Source organism: Fibrobacter sp. UWB16 (assembly GCF_900215325.1).
Classification (GTDB): Bacteria; Fibrobacterota; Fibrobacteria; order Fibrobacterales; family Fibrobacteraceae; genus Fibrobacter.
Genome location: NZ_OCMS01000006.1, coordinates 43,827 through 61,334 on the forward strand (window position 1 = coordinate 43,827; position 17,508 = coordinate 61,334).

Annotated in this window: 12 protein-coding genes; 5 read left to right on the forward strand and 7 right to left on the reverse strand. The window is 50.7% G+C overall.

Annotated features, from left to right (window positions below; translation table 11 throughout):
• Nucleotides 1–17: 17 nt before the first annotated feature.
• Nucleotides 18–1,421 carry a phosphate acetyltransferase gene (pta, locus tag CRN95_RS13920; protein WP_088630055.1) on the reverse strand — a complete coding sequence of 468 codons (1,404 nt, stop codon included), beginning with the start codon at nucleotides 1,419–1,421 and terminating at the stop codon, nucleotides 18–20.
• A 403-nt stretch (nucleotides 1,422–1,824) separates the two neighbouring features.
• Between pta and CRN95_RS13925 the strand changes: the two genes are divergently transcribed.
• Both CRN95_RS13925 and CRN95_RS13930 read left to right on the forward strand, forming a co-directional pair.
• Nucleotides 1,825–5,691 carry a fibro-slime domain-containing protein gene (locus CRN95_RS13925; RefSeq protein WP_235003066.1) on the forward strand — a complete coding sequence of 1,289 codons (3,867 nt, stop codon included), beginning with the start codon at nucleotides 1,825–1,827 and terminating at the stop codon, nucleotides 5,689–5,691.
• Nucleotides 5,692–5,980: 289 nt separating this feature from the next.
• The gene (locus tag CRN95_RS13930) at nucleotides 5,981–9,637 is read left to right on the forward strand and encodes a fibro-slime domain-containing protein (protein WP_235003063.1); all 3,657 of its coding nucleotides are present in this window, start codon (nucleotides 5,981–5,983) and stop codon (nucleotides 9,635–9,637) included.
• A 204-nt stretch (nucleotides 9,638–9,841) separates the two neighbouring features.
• Here CRN95_RS13930 and CRN95_RS13935 read toward each other — a convergent pair whose 3' ends face one another.
• From CRN95_RS13935 to CRN95_RS13945, 3 genes are all read right to left on the reverse strand, one after another.
• Entirely contained in the window at nucleotides 9,842–11,377 is a 1,536-nt protein-coding gene (locus tag CRN95_RS13935; RefSeq protein WP_085491757.1) for an Rne/Rng family ribonuclease, read from the reverse strand.
• A gap of 596 nt (nucleotides 11,378–11,973) precedes the next feature.
• Nucleotides 11,974–12,669, reverse strand: a complete 696-nt coding sequence (locus CRN95_RS13940; protein ID WP_235003064.1) for a M23 family metallopeptidase — start codon at nucleotides 12,667–12,669, stop codon at nucleotides 11,974–11,976.
• A 109-nt stretch (nucleotides 12,670–12,778) separates the two neighbouring features.
• On the reverse strand, nucleotides 12,779–13,060 hold the full coding sequence (locus CRN95_RS13945) for a hypothetical protein (protein WP_088630051.1): 282 nt from the start codon (nucleotides 13,058–13,060) through the stop codon (nucleotides 12,779–12,781).
• 63 nt (nucleotides 13,061–13,123) lie between these two features.
• Here CRN95_RS13945 and CRN95_RS14875 point away from each other — a divergent pair, with 63 nt between their 5' ends.
• From CRN95_RS14875 to CRN95_RS13955, 3 genes are all read left to right on the forward strand, one after another.
• On the forward strand, nucleotides 13,124–13,273 hold the full coding sequence (locus CRN95_RS14875; RefSeq protein ID WP_159462327.1) for a hypothetical protein: 150 nt from the start codon (nucleotides 13,124–13,126) through the stop codon (nucleotides 13,271–13,273).
• Nucleotides 13,274–13,276: 3 nt separating this feature from the next.
• Complete coding sequence (gene dnaN, locus CRN95_RS13950; protein ID WP_014546038.1) at nucleotides 13,277–14,398, forward strand: DNA polymerase III subunit beta; 1,122 nt, start codon at nucleotides 13,277–13,279, stop codon at nucleotides 14,396–14,398.
• Nucleotides 14,399–14,556: 158 nt separating this feature from the next.
• Nucleotides 14,557–15,279 (forward strand): tRNA 2-thiocytidine biosynthesis TtcA family protein, encoded by a 723-nt coding sequence (locus tag CRN95_RS13955; protein ID WP_041260116.1) that lies wholly within the window; start codon nucleotides 14,557–14,559, stop codon nucleotides 15,277–15,279.
• 7 nt (nucleotides 15,280–15,286) lie between these two features.
• Here CRN95_RS13955 and CRN95_RS13960 read toward each other — a convergent pair whose 3' ends face one another.
• From CRN95_RS13960 to CRN95_RS15100, 3 genes are all read right to left on the reverse strand, one after another.
• A complete protein-coding gene (locus CRN95_RS13960; protein ID WP_088630050.1) occupies nucleotides 15,287–16,633 on the reverse strand; it encodes an RNA-binding domain-containing protein in 1,347 nt (448 codons plus the stop codon).
• Nucleotides 16,634–16,816: 183 nt separating this feature from the next.
• On the reverse strand, nucleotides 16,817–17,092 hold the full coding sequence (locus CRN95_RS15095) for an FISUMP domain-containing protein (RefSeq protein ID WP_254917867.1): 276 nt from the start codon (nucleotides 17,090–17,092) through the stop codon (nucleotides 16,817–16,819).
• Nucleotides 17,070–17,486 (reverse strand): FISUMP domain-containing protein, encoded by a 417-nt coding sequence (locus tag CRN95_RS15100; RefSeq protein ID WP_254917866.1) that lies wholly within the window; start codon nucleotides 17,484–17,486, stop codon nucleotides 17,070–17,072. The genes CRN95_RS15095 and CRN95_RS15100 overlap by 23 nt, the downstream gene beginning before the upstream one ends.
• Nucleotides 17,487–17,508 lie beyond the last annotated feature (22 nt).

Here is a 17,508-nt window from a genome sequence, read left to right on the forward strand (position 1 = left end):
GATGACAATGTAGAGAGTTATTTCTGGGCCTGCACAGCAGTCAAAGCGATCGTGTAAACGATGTCTTCGACGAGGGCGCCGCGGGAAAGGTCGTTCACCGGCTTGGCCAAGCCCTGGAGCATCGGGCCGATAGCGATCGTGCCGTGGGCAGAGCGCTGCACAGCCTTGTAACCGATGTTACCGGCAGAGAGGTCCGGGAACACGAACACGGTAGCCTTGCCAGCGACCGGGCTGTTCGGGGCCTTGAGGGCGCCAACGCTCGGGACTGTTGCAGCATCGTACTGGAGCGGGCCATCGATGAGCATTTCCGGGCGGGCAGCCTTTGCAGCGGCAGTAGCGGCCACAACGAGGTCTGCATCCGGGCCCTTGCCCGAATTGATGGTGCTGTAAGAAAGCATGGCAACGCGGCTCGGGAGGCCGAAAGCCTTTGCCGTGTCATCGCACTGGAGAGCGATATCGGCGAGTTCTTCGGCGAGCGGGTTCAGGTTGATGGCACAGTCGCCGTAGATGTAGGTCTTGTCCTTCATGCACATGAAGAACACGGAGCTCACGGACTTCACACCCGGAGCGGTACGAATAATCTGGAGAGCCGGGCGGAGCGTGTCGGCGGTAGAGTGGATAGCGCCAGAAACGAGGCCATCGACTTCACCGAACTTGAGCATCATCGTAGCGAGCATAACGTTGTCAGAAAGAGCAACGCGTGCAGATTCCGGAGTCATGCCCTTTGCCTTGCGGAGTTCCACGAGAGTCGGCACATACTTTTCAGCAAGTTCTGCGCTCGGTTCGATAATTTCGATGTTAGCCGGGAGCTTTACGCCCACAGACTTTGCGGTAGCTTCGATATCGGCCTTCTTGCCGATGAGGACCGGCACGGCGATGTTGCGTTCGACAGCGAGGCAAGCAGCCTGCACGGTACGCGGTTCAGAGCCTTCCGGGAGCACAATGCGCTTCACGCACTTGGAAGCCTTGGAAAGGAGGCTTGCGCGGAACATGGCCTGGCTTACGCGGCGTTCAGCAGCCGGTTCTGCGAGGTCGCCAGCAACGCACTTTTCGCAACGGAGCAAGCGCTTCGGGCAGAAGAGTTCTGCATCTTCGCCATCGGCAAAAATCTTTGCATCGAGGGCAGAGGCGAGGTCGTCGTTAAACTTGTGAGCAATGACATCGTTCATGCCGGTTGCACCTTCGACGACAACAGCGTCGACATCGTCAAAATCCTGCTTGAGGAAATCGGCACAGATCTTTTCCATGAGCACGGCAGACTTGCCGGCCTTGATTTCTGCAACGCTATCGGCAGCATTGAAAACTTCGAGCGGCTTGTAGACTGTAGCGATGAGACCAGCCTTGGTAACAGCGTCGACAAGTTCCTGGACTTTGGCTTCCATGTTGGAGGCAGCCGTGGCAACTAGGTAAACACGATTCATTTTAATCTCCAATTTTGAATTTACGAGTGTAAAGGTAGGATTTTTTTGCTTGGCGGACAAGAATATTCATAGAATAACGAGACATGACTGGATGGTGCGACGCCCCTACTCCTTGGCTCGGTTATAAAAATGAGCCTCATTTTTGCAACACTCGCCTTCTGAGTAGTCTTCCGCCTTCGGCGTCAGAATGACGCAAGAAAAAATCATGTTAATTTCTGTTTACAATGCCAAAAATTTTCACAAACGAGCGGTTTTTCGATGTAATAACTATTTAAGCTCTATTGACAACATAATTTTATTGTTATCTTTGGCGTCGAAAGTGTATGGGAAAACACTGTGGGATAGGGGATTTAATAATTAGGAGTCACGGATGAGGATCAGTGGACTTTTTTACAGGGTCTTGGTGTGTTTGGCTATATTCAGTGCCTACGCCTTTGCGCAGACGGTTGCTGTTGCACACATCATTTACGAAGAAGGCAACGTCTTGTACTATGCCGACAACGAAAGCAATTTCGTGTACAAGGCCGTTGAAAAAAACGAAGATGGTACATTTACCATCGAATTCACCAACGAGCGTCTTGCTAACGGCAAGAAAGATACTCGCAGACTTCAGTTCGGACAAGGCTGCAGCGGCAACACATGCCGCATCGACTTAAGTCCTGACAACAAGCCTCTATTGGGCGAACTTTTCCCGGAGTACACAGACGGAAGCTATACAGACGGTGTGACCCCGACAAAAAAACTGGAAGTCTGGATTGTCATCAACGAAGACAAGACGCTGACGATTTCCGACACGAAACCAGTGGTCGCGGTCAAGCCCAAGAAACATATCCGTTTCTTAACGCCATGGACAAACACGAACGCCATCATCTACATGAATGGCGCCGAAAGCTACATGAGCTCGCTCCCCTCGTACTGCGGATGGTTCGAGACAAAGCTTACAAAGCCTTCCACGGCCAACGTTTACTTTAAGCAGACTATCGGTACAACATTTGTTGGCGCCGAAGGCACCACCGAAGACGAATCGACAATCACGCCGATCAATCTGGATTCTGCCCTTGCCATTAGCGACACGGTTTGGGTCGTTGCATACCAGTACGGCGCTCCTGAAGTTCATGCAACATACCCAGGCGTTCTTGGCGAATGCCTCCCGAAAATTCTCCCCGTGATGATGTTCGACTGGTATGACGGTTCCATGAATTCCGACGGCTCCAAGAACGGCCTCAACTACGGTTCTGGCGGCGCCGGACGTACAGGATTCGACATGCGCGGAGTTCCCATGTTTGGAACAGGGGTAAGCCAGGACTTTGGTCAGGGCGGTTGCGAAGGTTCTCCGGTCACAGGGATGGTCGAAAAGCAGCTTGGCCCGAACGGCGTTCCTGTGATGGCAAAGAACTTCCCGCAGAACTGCAAGAATTCCACCCACCTGAACAGCTGGTTCCTCCCCGAAGAGCTCTATAACGACGGTACGAATTCTTACACAAACGTTACATGCCGCGATTTGGAACTCACGCTTACAGACGACGGATTCTGGCTTGGCCAAAAGGATGACGAAAGCCCGGAACACGGACTCTTCTTGCTCGACGATTTCCGCTGGCTAGACGAAGCCCAAAAGATTGAAAACCCCCACTACGATTCCATCAGCGGCGCAAGCGATATTCCGGGTTACCACAACTACGGATTCGCCATGAAGATCCAGGCTGAATTTGTCTACATCAAAGGCCAGTACTTCGAATTCAACGGCGACGATGACGTTTGGGTATTCATCGACAACAAGCTCGTTGTCGATATCGGCGGTCAGCACAAAAAGATCAAGAAGTCCGTTAACCTCGACGATCTGGGACTTACGCCGGGTGAAACTTATCCGTTCCACATTTTCTATGCCGAACGCAAGCGCACTCAGTCGAACTTCATGATGAGAACGTCTATCGACCTGAAGGTAGAATCCAGCATGCTTCTCACCGACCACTCGACAGATTCCACGCTTATCAAGAAGGAAGTTTGGCAGAACATTCGCGAAAAGACTCTCGCCTGCGACTTCTCCGCAAACTCCGAGACTAAGCGCACGGAACGCGGACCTTCGAACTTTACCTTGTTCGGAAAGAGCCTTTCGCCAAGCGGCTTTGCCATAAGCAAGCTCGATTCCGTCTACTTCAGCGGCATTACAGTCACAAACGACTATACGATGCTCACGATCAATACAAAAACAATTTCCCGTGCACAGGCACTCCCGCCGGGAACATACTTTGTACGCGTTTCGCTTAAGAACAATCCGAAGGAATACAAGGATGTCTACTTCACCATCCCGCCGACGGAACTTCCGAACATCGCCTATGCAAACATCATTGACTCCAGCTACTGCATTATGGCAGACGTCATCAACCAGGATACCGTCTGCTTTGAAAAGTACTGGAAGCCGCTCGGAAACGAAGCCAGCCGTGACGTCAGCAGCGACACGCTCCCCATTACTTTGGACAAGAACGAAAAGCAGCTCTGGGCAGGCCGCATCTACCCCGTCAACGTCACCTACGTTGAAGACTGGGCCTCAAGCTACACCGGAATTACAGTCCAGGTCGCGTCATCGGATCCGAACCTAGTCGCCTGCGACTCTCTCGGCACTCCGCTTGCGAATAGCGAATTTACGCTCATCGACGGCAAGAACACGTTCTACATCAAGGCAAACGCCGCCATAACGAACGGCACCTTAACCGTATCGACAGCATCTGCCAAGAACAAAAGCATCAACTGGACGAACATCAACATTATTGAACCTCCGGTCCCGCGCGTAGACACGGCATACATTTTCGACAAGAACGGCGACGGCCGTGGCGATAGCATCTGGGTGAGTTTCAACAAGCCGCTTGGTGGCAACAGTGTCCTGAATTCCATTTCATTTATATTCGGCAATACCCGCTATGAACATTTAAAGCCAGATTACAAGGATGGCGACAGGTCACTTTCGTTTGTTGCAAGCGGCGACGGCTTTGGCATCGACATTTCTACAGGTGGCGCTTACGAGCCCTACTCCGGCAAAATCACAGCCCACTACACTTACACCAACCCTGAAGACCACAAGGTATCGTACCCCTCCATGGACGGTATCCTTGGCGACAAGATCGGCCCCATCATCATGGCTGCAGAAATTGCATACACCGATGACGGAAAGACCGTACTCTCGCTCACCTTCAGCGAAGGCCTCACCTCCGAAAATGCAAGTGCCGGCCTGTTCGGCTACCGCAGCTACGGCAGCGGCGCATTCTCCTCCATCGTCCAGGAAGCGGAATATATCACCACAACACCGGCAAACCGCTGGAAGCTGATCTTCTCCAAGAAATCCGCTTCGGATATCCTCCCCATCGTCGGCGACTCCATCCGCATCAAGCCTCCTTCAGAAGGCGGGCTTGCACTTGACCTCATCGGTAACCCGGCACACGAAATGAACCCGTGGGTACGCATCACCGGCGAGCAGCGCATTACAGTCACGACCCCTGCAGTCGTCACCATGCACAAGGATTCCCCGAACTTCGACAAGACCAAGGAAATTGTCAGCAGTCCAAACGCAACCGTCCCGATAATCGTCAACAGCGAAAGACCTCTCACCGCAAACCAGGTCGGCGAGATTTACGGTACGCAGGGCCACTACCTTGGCGACATGAACATGTCCGAACTCGTCGAAAACGAAATCAGTGAAATCGTGAAGGTCGTCAAGAGCTCCACCAAGTTCGAAGACAAGGAAGCCGTCAAGAACGGAAGCCCATCGACATCTGTTTCGCTGGAGACGATCATTTCCATGCTGGACAGGAAGGAAATCACGACGAAAGAAGCCAAAAAGAGGTTCGGGCTCAACGAAACGATCATCAAGGCCTACAACAATGGGCTCTTGAACAAGAACAACCTGAACAACTACTTGCACGGCACCACCGAAGACGTCAAGACGATTGCAGAATCCCTGGCCGACAGGACAGAACTTAGCTACAAGACCACTTACTATTCAAGCCTCGGCCACTACATCAACAAGGACGAAGGACGAATCGCCTGCAATGACGAGATTTTCAAGACAGAAGGCGCCACCAACTGCCTCGGAAACGAAGGTCACCTCTTCCTCGCCTGGAACATGCGTTCCAAGAAGGGTCGACTCGTCGGAACCGGCGTCTACATCGCCCGTCTCGAAATCCGCCTCATCGTAAACGGCAAGAAGATCACCAAGCGCACGCAGGACTTCATCCTGGGATTCCGCCATCCGAACCTTACGATTGACGATTTCAAATAGACAAGGTTCAATACATTTAATCTTAGAAGCACCCCCTAAAGGGTGCTTTTTTAGTGGCTACAGACATTTATCCTGCAAAAAACGGAACTTTTCACCCTAGCAACAAAAGCCCCATTCCCGTGTTGCAATCTTCGCAATTTATTTTACAATTTGGTTAAAAAAATTTGATAAAAATCACAATAATGAGTGTATTTTCTATTAGGGTAACATCTTCAGGGAGTTGTGGATGCGGTGTAAAAATATTGTCTTCAGTTTCATTTTATTACTCTTATGTGCAGTCATTCCTTCAATGGCCGCTGATTACAATATTCTTGTTAAAAACGAAACGACACAGAACAGTGGAGCAAAGCTCTACGTCGTCATGCAATACAAAGATGGCGCGCGCAACAGGACTTCGGACTGTACCCAGCTCAGAAGCTACAGCGAAGACATGTTCTACGTCGGCGTCAACGGCGTCGGTGCCACCAACACCCCAAAACTCACCTTTTACACCAGCCGCTTTTGCAGAGCCACAGAAGCAATTGGCAGCATTTCGATTTTTGAAGGCCAGCAAGCTGTCGGCAGTGACTTAATCATTACCATTAACGACCTGACCGTCACGCAGGCGAACAGCCCCGATCCCATTACCCCGCCAGAAACAGGCACTCCTACAGCCGCAAAGAAAAAGGTCATCCGCTTCTTCGCTCCCTGGACAAACACCTCCGCCATTCTCCATATCGCTGGAGGCGACTCCGTCAAGATGACGACCGTCAAGAATTACTGCGGATGGTTCGAAGCTAAAATTACACCGCCTAGCGGTTCACTGCAGGTCTACTTCAAGCAGACCATCGGGCATGAATACGTCACCGACAAACATTACTCCTCCAAGACAGCCCCTATAGCACAGGCCGTTCTCCTGACGCTCGACGAAGCCGCCCAGAAAGACACCATCTGGGTCAAGGCAGGCAAGGAAATCGGCACAGCAACTACCATTTACGACAAGTACCCGGGCATCCTCGGCGATTGCCCCACCAAGACGCTCCCGGTGATGATGTTTGACTGGCTCCACGGCACCAAGGGTGACGGCGCCGAAGCCGGCAAAAACGGCGACCCCGCCAACGGCGTAAGCGCCGACTTCGGTTCCGGCGGATGCGGCGGAAGCAATGCCAGAGACGATAAGAACAGAGGCTACATGAAAGGCATGGTCGAGGAACAGCTCGGCGCCAACGGAGTCCCTGTACCGGCAGCCAACTTCCCCGAAAACTGCAAAATCACGACTCATCTCGACAAGTGGTTCTTGCCCGAAGTGGTCGCCCAGCAAGACGGCAAGCAGTACACCAACGCCACCTGCCGCTCAATCGAATTGCAACTCCAGGATGACGGCCTCTGGCTTGGCCAGAAAGACGGTAACAGCCCCGAAGGTGGCCTCTTCTTGCTCGATGACTTCCAGTACCTCGATGCCGAAGGTAAAGTCCCGAACCCCTACTTCGACAATATCACTGGCCACAACAAGAAACACAATTACGGTTTCGCCATGAAGATCCAGGCAACGTTTGAATACGTTCCTGGGCAATACTTCGAATTCCTCGGTGACGATGACGTCTGGGTATTTATCAACAACCGCCTCGTTGTTGATATCGGTGGCCAGCATTCGCAGGTTTCAGGCGCAGTCGATCTCGATACGCTAAAGCTCGTCGAAGGTCAAAACTACCCGTTCCACATTTTCTACGCCGAACGCCACACGTCTTCTTCGAACTTCATGATGAGAACCTCCATCGACTTGAAGACCGAAGCTAGCCTTTTCTACAAGAACCTCTCTACAGCAACCATTCTCGACTACCAAATTTACCAGATCATCCGTGAACAGGCACTTTCCTGCGACTTCTCCGGCACGACCATCAAGGACACTGTAGAAGCCCCCTCGAACTTCACGTTGATCGGTAGCGGCGCTTATTCCGAAGGCGTTGCCCTGGATAGCGTAGGCGTCTGGTACGGCGGCATAACCATCAAGCCGGGCTTTACAGGTTTCACCATCGATACGGCCCTCATCAAGAGGGAACGCGCTCTCCCGCCGGGAACATACCAGTTGCGTTTCTCCTTGCAGAAGGACGAAACTCAGTACGAAGAAATCACCTTCGTCATCGACAAGTATGCATCGCCTCCCATCAATTACGCTAGAAGCGACTGGACTCTCCTCGGCGACAAGGTGGACGGCACTACGGAACCTATCGGCCAATGGGTGAACACCCGCTACCCCGTAAACATCGTGTTCGCCGACGGATCGGCATTTGACGATATCGTGTATATCAAGACGAACAACGAGACAGTATTTATCCCTTGCGATGAAAACGGCAACAAGATTACCGCTATCACGTTGAAGAACGGCAAGGCGACATTCTACGTCAAGGCAATCGCCCCCAAGGACGGCTTAATACTCCTTGTCAGCAGCGCCGACGAAACGAAGCAAGCCATCTGGGAAAACATTTCGTTCCAGGAACCGCCGGTCCCGCAAATCACGTTTGCCTGCATCTTCGACAGAAATGGAGACGGCCGCGGCGACAGCGTTTACGCCAAGCTCTCCAAGCCGTATGGCACGCTGAACGCAAGCATGGTCCGCATGGATTCCGTGCAGCTGGAATTTGGCGAAAAGTTCCAGACGATTGTAGGCAACATTACGCCTAACGACATCGACAGCTCCATTGCGATTGTCTCTTCTGAAGGCGGGTTTGGCACGGTTCCGTTTACCGGTGGCACAGACAAGGTCTATAGCGGAAAGATTACGCCGTACTGGCTGTACACAGAAGGACTTGGCAAGTCAACGCCCATCAGCCTCACAAGCGATGTGCTCGATTCCATCGGCCCTGTGATTACATCTGCCGACATCTCTTACAGTGACGACGGTTCGACAGTTCTCCTGCTCACATTCAGTGAAGGTCTGGACTGCGAAAACGATGCCGACGCCAGCGTATTCAGGTACTTCTTCAGACAATCTGGCACAGAAAGATTCGATATCGTTCCGGATATTTATGCCAAGCTTTCGAAGGCCAAATGGAGACTCATCTTTAGAAGCACGAACAATGACAAGGCCAACATCCCTGTCATGGGCGACTCCATCAAGATGATTCCGGGCATCCACATGGACCTGCTCCACAGAAGCACTCCTGAAGAAAACCCGTATGTCCGCATCGCTGGCGAACAGAACGTGGTCATCACGAGCGCACCGGTCGTAACGATTGGCGAATCTGATTCTTCGAGAACGATTATCAGAAGCTCGAGCCCGACCGTTCCAAAGATTGTCCAGGACGAAAGACCGCTTACCGCAAAGGAAGTCGCGACATCTTACGGCACGCAGGGCCACTACCTCGGAGAATTGAGCCTTTCGAGCCTTGTTAAGGATGAAGTCACGAACCTCACCTCGGCCATCAAGAGCGTCAACAACAAGAACATTGAAAAGAACGGCAAAACGCTCGAAATGATTTTGACCGAAGTCCAGACAGGCGCCATCAGCATCGACAACGCCAACAAGAAATACAAGCTTGGTGACGAAATCGTAAGCGCCTACAAGAGCGGAGTCATCAAGGCGACCGATGTTACCGGCATCGCAAATGGCAACGCGTCCATCATCGAAAAGGTTTCGAGGGAATATGCCAAGAGGACAACGCTCGAATACAAGACTCAATACTTCACAAGCCTTGGCGTGTTCGTGAACAGCACTTCGAACAAGATCAGTTGTGTTGACAGCCTGTTCAATGGCAACTGCCTTGACGACGACAATGATGGCAAGATATTCCTCGCCTGGAACATGAAGTCGAAAAACGGACGACTGGTCGGTACTGGAGTTTACATCGCTAGACTTACGTACAAGATTCAAATCGGCCGAAAGACCGTCGCTGACCGCACGCAAGACTTCATCTGGGGTGTGCGTCACGGAAAGACCAAGGGCTTTACCATCGACTTGAATGAATAAAGTTTCGTTCTCTCTAAAAGGCGCCTGCAACGCAGGCGTCTTTTTTTTGTGTGGAATTTTAAGGATAAGTGCTAAAAGGGAGATTCCCGCTTTCGCGGGAATGACAAAGAGTAAAGCCGGGATGACAATGCAAAAAGTCCCAGCGGAGCTGGGACTTTTTGCGTTTAACGCGGGAATGTCTGCGCGAGAATCGCGGATGACAACTTATGCGAAGTTGTACAGGTCCGTGATGTCTTCGTTATTCTTGTCGTACATCCAGAACTGGTTGATGTGGGCATATTCATCTTCCACAAGGGAAATCTTGATGTTATGCTTGTATTCCAGATAGTTGAACATACGGTTCAAGTCCTTGCAAAGCACATCGATGACCGGAGCGCTCACGACGAGGGTGACTTCGCGGAGACGGCCCTTGGTATGGGCGCGGGCGAGCCAGCGGTCGATCATGCCGAGCGTCGATTCGAGCGTTGCAATGCGGCCACTGCCGTTGCAAACCGGGCAGCATTCGGTCTTTTCGGTCATCAGGTTCACGCGGACGCGCTTACGGGTGACTTCCATGAGGCCGAACTGGCTGATCGGGGCCGGGCTAATCGGGGCCTTGTCGCGGCGGATTGCCTTGCGGAATTCCTGATAGACGGCTTCGCGGTCTTCATCGGTTTCCATATCGATGAAGTCGATGATGATGAGGCCGCCCACATCGCGGAGACGCAGCTGCTTTGCGATTTCGTGGCAAGCATCGAGGTTTGTCTCGAGAATGATCTTGCCCTGGTCCTTGCCATGAACCTTCGGACCGGTGTTCACGTCGATAGAGACGAGAGCTTCGGTCTGTTCGATAACGAGGTTGCCACCGCGCGGAAGCGGGACCTGACGCTGCAAGGAGCGAGCGTAGTCGTTTTCAATCTTGAAGTATTCGAACAAGCTTTCGCTAGAGCTCCAGAGCTTGACCTTGTCGAGCTTATCCGGAGAGAGAACCTTCAGGTAATCGCGGAGAGCAAAGTACTCGTCGCGGTTGTCGATATACACGTAGTCCGTGTTGTCGCCGAAGTATTCGCGAACCGTCTGTTCGATGGAATCGGATTCTTCGTAGATGCAGGTCTCGGGCGGCATGGTTTCGAAGTTGTACTTCGTCTGTTCCCACTTGCTTTCGAGTTCGCGCATCTGCTTGTTGATTTCGAATTCGGATTCGTTGAGGCCGTTGGTGCGGACGATGTAGCCCACGTCGCGACCCTTGAGGCGGCGCACGACCTTCTTGAACTCGCGGCGCTTGACCGGATCGCGTTCACGCTTGGAGACGCCGACGAAATTTGTACCCGGCATGCAGACCAGGAAGCGGCCAGCAAAGCTCAAGTGTGTCGTCAAACGAGCACCCTTGGTGCTAATCGGTTCCTTGACCACCTGCACCATGATTTCTTGGCCTTCCTGAAGAATTTCGTCGATCGAAATTTCCTTAGAGGCATCGCCTTCATCATCATCGTCACCATATTCGCGGCGCAACAGTTCGTTGCGGTCCATGGCGTCTTCCTGATGCAAAAAGCCAGCCTTCTCAAGACCAATGTCAATGAATGCCGCCTTGAGTGCGGGGAGCACCTTCTGAACGACACCCTTATAAATATTGCCCAGAACTCGATTAGAGGAAACACCTTCAACAACCAATTCCGCAAGTTCGCCATCTTCCATGATCGCGATGCGCTTTTCGTACGGTGTTTTGCTAATCAAGATTCCGCGCTTACACTTATTTGCCATTAAAACTCCTAAAGGGTAAAGCAAAACTTGATAGAAATCCCCAAGACCAGTCCAAAAGTATGGACCGCATCCGAGCTCCCGATGTTTCTTGACGGAAAGTACCGCCCGCCTGCAAAGCAGAGCCTGGGGACCTAAAATATAATAAGTAGGAAGACTTGAGACGAGAGACGAGAGACGAGAGAAGGGAAAATGTAGGGAGAATTAGGAAGTAGGACAAATGCGTAGGTCGAGTATGCTCCAAGGCGAATGTTGCAGGGCCGCTTGCGGACCTATAACTGAGCCGTTTTGCATGACGCAAAGCGTCAAAGTCGCGACAAAACTTGTTTTGGCATGACCGAGACCAGCATTTAACGCCGTTGGCGTTCGTGGCTGCGGTTATGCCATATCTGAATACAAGTATTCAGTTGCGTCATAACCTTGCACACTATTGGTACTTGAGCGAAGCGAAAGTACAAAAGTGGATGAAAGTCACTGGATTCTTCGTTTCACTCAGAATGACGAACAACGCGAGAGAAAAGTGGTGATGCCGGAACAGAGTCCAGCATGACAATCAACCAATAACTAATGACTAACGACCAACAACCAATTACTAACGGCTATTTTGTAATAAAGTAATCTTCCGGGTTGACAGGCGTTCCGTTCACGCGGATTTCGTAATGCAGGCCGAGACTCGACTGAAGCCCGCTCTTGCCAATGAGAGCAATCGGGTCGCCACGGCGAACTTTAGCGCCTTGCTTCACAAGCGTTTCACCGAGATGCGCATAGAATGTCTTCACATGTTCCATGTGCTCAATCTTCATCGAAAGCCCAAAGCCACGATGCTTGCGAACCTCGACAACAGTACCGGCACCCGGCGCGTAGACCGTATCGCCTTCAGCAGCCAAAAAGTCCACACCTCTGTGCGGGAGTTCCTGATCCGTGAACGCATCGAAAACCATTTCAAAACGAGCCTTGATATCGTGATGATTCTTGAGCGGATGCAACACCGGGACATGCGCGGCAAGCGCAGAATCAGCCTCAAGCTTGTTCAGCGTCTTGCGGAATGTAGACCTCATTGCATGCAAATTCTTTTTCGGAGACTCGTCTTCAGGAACATTTTCAAGCGTGAAACCAAGGCCACCCAATTTGAGTGTACTATCGCGGACAACACGTGTTTCTTCAACCTTCAAAATCGTCGTATCGACCACGGTACGGATTTTCTTGATTTCGTCCTTGATGACCGAATTCTGGTGATAGACATCCATCAGGTTGCCGTTAGACAAATTCTCCACAATTTGCACTGGCGAGAACATAATGAATCCAAGGATCGCACAGATAGTTAAGACAAAGTAAATAATTGCTTTTCTAACCGAGAAAGTAACAGTTTTCCCGCGCGAATCCTTGTTCGGATAAATGTGGACCTCAAGCTTTTTCACTAGAACCTTCGGATTTGTTCAATTTTTGCTCGAGTTCTGCAACCTGCTTTTGGATTTCGAAAATGGCACCTACCGTTTCGACAGCGGACGGGTCGTCCTTGATTTCGTCCAGACGGCCTTCACGGATAGCCTCGTAAACCTTTTGCCCGAGCAATTGGAACTTGGTTTTGAGCTTGGACTGCACCATGGACAGCTCCACGCGCGAAAGCACGTTGGATGCACAGCCTTTAGCCGTAATTTTCAGCTTATTTAGAGTATTTTCGTTCATAATTTCATCCGACTAGCCTTTAAAATAGTAGATTTTTCGATATAAAACAACGGAGATTTTTCTATGAGTCGCAGCGATCGCAGAAGAGCAAAGCAAAACGTCAAAAAATTCGTTCCAAAGAAGTCAAACGCGCTGGATAAACGAGTCATCGTACTCCTCGCCATCATTGTCGTTGTGTTTTTCGTAGGAACAATGATCATCCAGAGAGGCTAATTAATGAAGTTCACTATCCAGAAGAATGTTTTGCAGGATGCACTGCAAGCGGCAATTAGCGCCGTTCCGAACAAGTCCACCATCCAGATCCTCAACAACTTTTCGCTCCGCCTCGAAGGCAACTTCCTCGAAGTGAGCGCTACAGACCTCGACCTCGGTATCAGGGTCAAGGTGGAAGTGCAGGGCGAACGTGATGGCGCAGTCGTCATCAACGCACGCAAGCTGTTCGATCAAGTGAAGAGCCTCGTGGACCCGAGCATCACGAACATCACTTTTGACGCACAGGATTACCTGGTGAAGATCCAGTGGAGCGAACGCGGTAAGGCAAGCATCATCGGCTTTGACGCGAACGACTTCCCGCCGTTCCCGGAAATTGAAAATGGCGAAACATTGAACATCGCCGCAAGCGAACTTGCATTCCTCGCCGAAAAGACATTGTTTGCAACATCTACCGACTCCACACGCTTGAGCTTGAACGGCGTGTTCCTCGAAGCAAAGGACGGCAAGATTTCCATGGTCGCAACAGACGGTCACCGTTTGGGCCGCGCCGCCATCGACCAGGAAGGCGCAGAACTTTCGAACGGCGTCATCATCCCGCACAAGGCTTTGCAGCACATCCTGCACATGGCTAAGGGCGATTCCACGGTTGAAGTCCGCACGTCTGCAACGCACATCCTCTTCAACACGGGTTCCATCCAGGTCATCTCGAAGCTCTACGAAGGACCGTATCCGAGCTACCGCTCTGTGATCCCGCAGCAGTTCGAACGTACCGCACAGGCCAACACCACGGAATTCCAGAACAAGATCCGCAGCGTGATTTCTATGGCCAACGCTCGCACCCGCAAGATCCGCTTGCAGTTCGACGGTAACATCCTCGAACTCAGCGCAACGGACCCGGATGTCGGCGGCGATTCTCGCGAAGCACTCGCTATCACGCACAACGGCGAAGGCAGCTTCTGCATTGGCTTTAACGGCCAGTTCCTCGCAGAAATCCTCGGCATGTGCAAGAGCGAAGAAGTCATCATGAAGATGAACAATCCGCTTGGCGCTTGCATCATCGAGCCGGTTGGCGAGAACATGAACTTCTCGTTCTTGTTGATGCCGACGCACCTCACCGACAACTAATCGTAGTTCGGAAAGATTTAAGGGCTCTCGCGAGAGAGCCTTTTTTAGTGGAATGTATCTGCAAATGGAAGTGCGCCAAGTTTAATCGGAATTGCCGAGAGAATTAATCGGGACTGCCGCGCGCAAAGAAAAACGCGCGCGTTTTGGATAAAGTAATTATGTCGAGTCAAATACGCAAGAGAGTCAATAAGAAAATCACGAAAGCTATTCACGACTTCAATTTGATTGAAGACGGAGACCGCGTGCTCATTGCCACAAGCGGTGGCAAGGATTCAAGCGTGTTGTTGATGGAGCTCGCCGCGCGACTCGGCAAATTCGGGCCAAAATGCGAACTTGCCGCCATCCACATCCAAAGCGATTTTGCAGACAAGGCCCCCCGCGAATTTTTGCAACGAATGGCAGAAGAATACCCGCAAGTGCCATTTTACTTTAAGGATGTCGCCGTAGAAGCGCGCCTCAAGGAAGGTCGCAAGCTCAATTGCTACTGGTGCAGCACGCAGCGCCGCACGGAACTCATCAAGTTCGCAAGCGAAAACAACTTCAACAAGATTGCACTCGGCCACCACATGGACGACATCGTCGAAACGCTTTTGATGAACATGCTATACAAGGGCGAGTTCAGCGGCATGCCGCCCATGGTGCCATACGAAAAGTACCCGTGTAGCATTATCCGCCCGCTCTGCTACTGCGAAGAAAGCGAAATCATCGCCTACGCCGAAGACGCAGACATTCGCAAGTTCACCTGCACCTGCGAATTCTCGAAAGCAAGCCACCGCAAGACCATCCGCGAAGAAATCAAGAGCTTGACGAAAGGAAGCTCCACGCTAAAAGCTAATTTATTCGAAAGCATGCGAAATATTAGAATGGATTATTTATTGTAAGACCGCTTTATTGCAAGATTTCCCAACGTCCATTCTTTCGAGAACCAATGCGGGCAATGTACGATTTTTCCCGTAAAGCCTTCAAAGTTCTATTAATCGTTGGTTCGGAATAACCCGTTTCATGCATAAGCAAGGGAACCGTAATAGACGGATTCCGTTTTATTTCTGCGTAAATCAGCGATTCTGTTTCCGTAAGATTTATCCTATCGTTTAACCTATCATTTATCCTATCATTTATCCTATCATTTATCCTATCACCCAACTTATCACCCAACCGCTGTTGACCTTCAAAATAGAACGAAGTCCGCATGAAATGATCCGTAAACGAAAAAGCTTTTTCGTCATAGGAGCGCAGAATACGCCGCATACCGCTCCCAAGCTGTTCGACCATATCTAAATCATGGAAAATACGCATAAGTTCGCGATTGCGCGGCATCGAGCAACAGTTGAAGAAATCTTCTTTCGAAAGGCCTTCCACTAACCCACCGTAGTTCGTTATTTCCATCCTGTCAGAAAAAATCTCAAACAGGGGCGGAACCTCTTTTGTGTAATCATTATGAACGACTGCATTGATTACAGCCTCACGCAAGGCAACCGGATCAACCAAAGGCTTTTCGATACGCTCCATAGGAGTGATTTTTGCATGAGTAATGTTCGCCACTTTCAATCGCGTGAGCACCGATTTTACAGCCTTGATAATACTACAATAGCCAAACTCTTCATTTTCAATAAGGTCGTACTTGTCCGCGCCTTTGTACCGCGCCACCTTTATCGACACACCGTTTTCATCAGCAAGGAGATAAGCGTTGTAATTGTATCTCCCATCGGGAGTAAGCAATTCTAGAGTCTTGGCAAATTGACTATTCAAGGGCTTTTTACTTTCTTCGTAGTAAATTTTCAACTGGCTAAATGTCAAATCCTGCCGCGGGGCCGGAATTCTAGCAAGAGAAATCTTTGCGCGAGAGGCGAAAGTCTCTAGAATCATCTTTTCGCTCATTCCATGGACTGAACTCCCCACACGCATAAAGCAACCTTCGGACGTCATACCAGCTTTTTTCAGGTAATACGGCTTTTCGGGACCACCAGAAATCGCCACATGAACAATACCCTTGTCGTCTTTTTCCTCCGTCACGACTTCAAAGAGCCCAATAGCATTCGGCTTGATATTGTTCAAAATTCTATCAGCCACTTGACGCTGCACATGGTCTATATCCTTTACGCCATATACAGAGCCATCGTCATTGACTCCAATATAGATGTGTCCACCTGTAGAATTCAAAAAAGCGATTACAGAACGCTCAAAGGTTTCGGACAATTCGCGCTTGTATTCAACAAGATGATTTTCTTTGTTCATTACGCCTCCATTGGGCTGTTGAGGCGTCCCCTTATTCCAGAAACCCAGAATAAAAAAAGACGCGATTCTCCATTTGACAGAGAATCACGTGCTGCATTAATGTACCTAATATCGCCAGATGTGGCAAGGGGTGTGGGAAAATTTTACAAATAGGATTATTTTGTTGACACCAATGCGCGGATTTTACCGGACACAGCGCACAGAACGATAGTCCTCTTTCGCGAACGCATTCAAACTCGCAGCATCACTGCTGAACGACAAGAACAAATAATACGCATTCGATTCTGGATTTTCAGGATCTTCGGTCGCGCTCCAAAAATACGCGTAACCGCCAAAGCCATCGAACTTGCCACCCGTAATTGCACCATCATCTGCTTTCAAAACAGCGCTGCGATATCCCGCCGGGAGCGCGTTGAATCCGAATTCATCGGAGCCGTTACCTTTTTTTGAACCAACCATCCTTTGCCTTTAAAGCCGCGCCAACTTTATTCGGGACCACGCCGGAATTGCCAGCACGAGACGTCGCGGCATCCCCAGAAGTTGCGAGATTCACCGCAGAAATGAGTGCCGCAAAGTCCGCCTTCGTTGGGAGGCGCCATCCCTCAGGGCAAATCGTTTTCGCCTCCGCCCATGTATAGAGCCGCCCCAACCGTTTGCAATTGCGAGTATCACCATCTGGGCAAGCACTTGTTTCCGTTTCGTAATTCAGATTTTCCGCCATCCACGTGAGATCGCCAATCTTCACAACATCATAACTCTGCCCGTCACGCGAATCCGTGAAGGACTCGGAACAAGCCAAGAGGAGGAAGAAAAGAGAGGTGATAAAGAAAGAGGAATGAAATGGGATGCGCATAGGGAGAATTTAAAAAATTTAG

Bases quoted from the DNA above. Each gene is read 5' to 3' on its own strand.
- pta (WP_088630055.1), bottom strand. From the start codon at position 1,421: ATGAATCGTGTTTACCTAGTTGCCACGGCTGCCTCCAACATGGAAGCC.
- dnaN (WP_014546038.1), top strand. From the start codon at position 13,277: ATGAAGTTCACTATCCAGAAGAATGTTTTGCAGGATGCACTGCAAGCG.
- CRN95_RS15095 (WP_254917867.1), bottom strand. From the start codon at position 17,092: ATGGTTGGTTCAAAAAAAGGTAACGGCTCCGATGAATTCGGATTCAAC.
- CRN95_RS15100 (WP_254917866.1), bottom strand. From the start codon at position 17,486: ATGCGCATCCCATTTCATTCCTCTTTCTTTATCACCTCTCTTTTCTTC.
- CRN95_RS14875 (WP_159462327.1), top strand. From the start codon at position 13,124: ATGAGTCGCAGCGATCGCAGAAGAGCAAAGCAAAACGTCAAAAAATTC.
- CRN95_RS13940 (WP_235003064.1), bottom strand. From the start codon at position 12,669: ATGTTCTCGCCAGTGCAAATTGTGGAGAATTTGTCTAACGGCAACCTG.
- CRN95_RS13945 (WP_088630051.1), bottom strand. From the start codon at position 13,060: ATGAACGAAAATACTCTAAATAAGCTGAAAATTACGGCTAAAGGCTGT.
- CRN95_RS13935 (WP_085491757.1), bottom strand. From the start codon at position 11,377: ATGGCAAATAAGTGTAAGCGCGGAATCTTGATTAGCAAAACACCGTAC.
- CRN95_RS13955 (WP_041260116.1), top strand. From the start codon at position 14,557: ATGTCGAGTCAAATACGCAAGAGAGTCAATAAGAAAATCACGAAAGCT.
- CRN95_RS13930 (WP_235003063.1), top strand. From the start codon at position 5,981: ATGGCCGCTGATTACAATATTCTTGTTAAAAACGAAACGACACAGAAC.
- CRN95_RS13960 (WP_088630050.1), bottom strand. From the start codon at position 16,633: ATGAACAAAGAAAATCATCTTGTTGAATACAAGCGCGAATTGTCCGAA.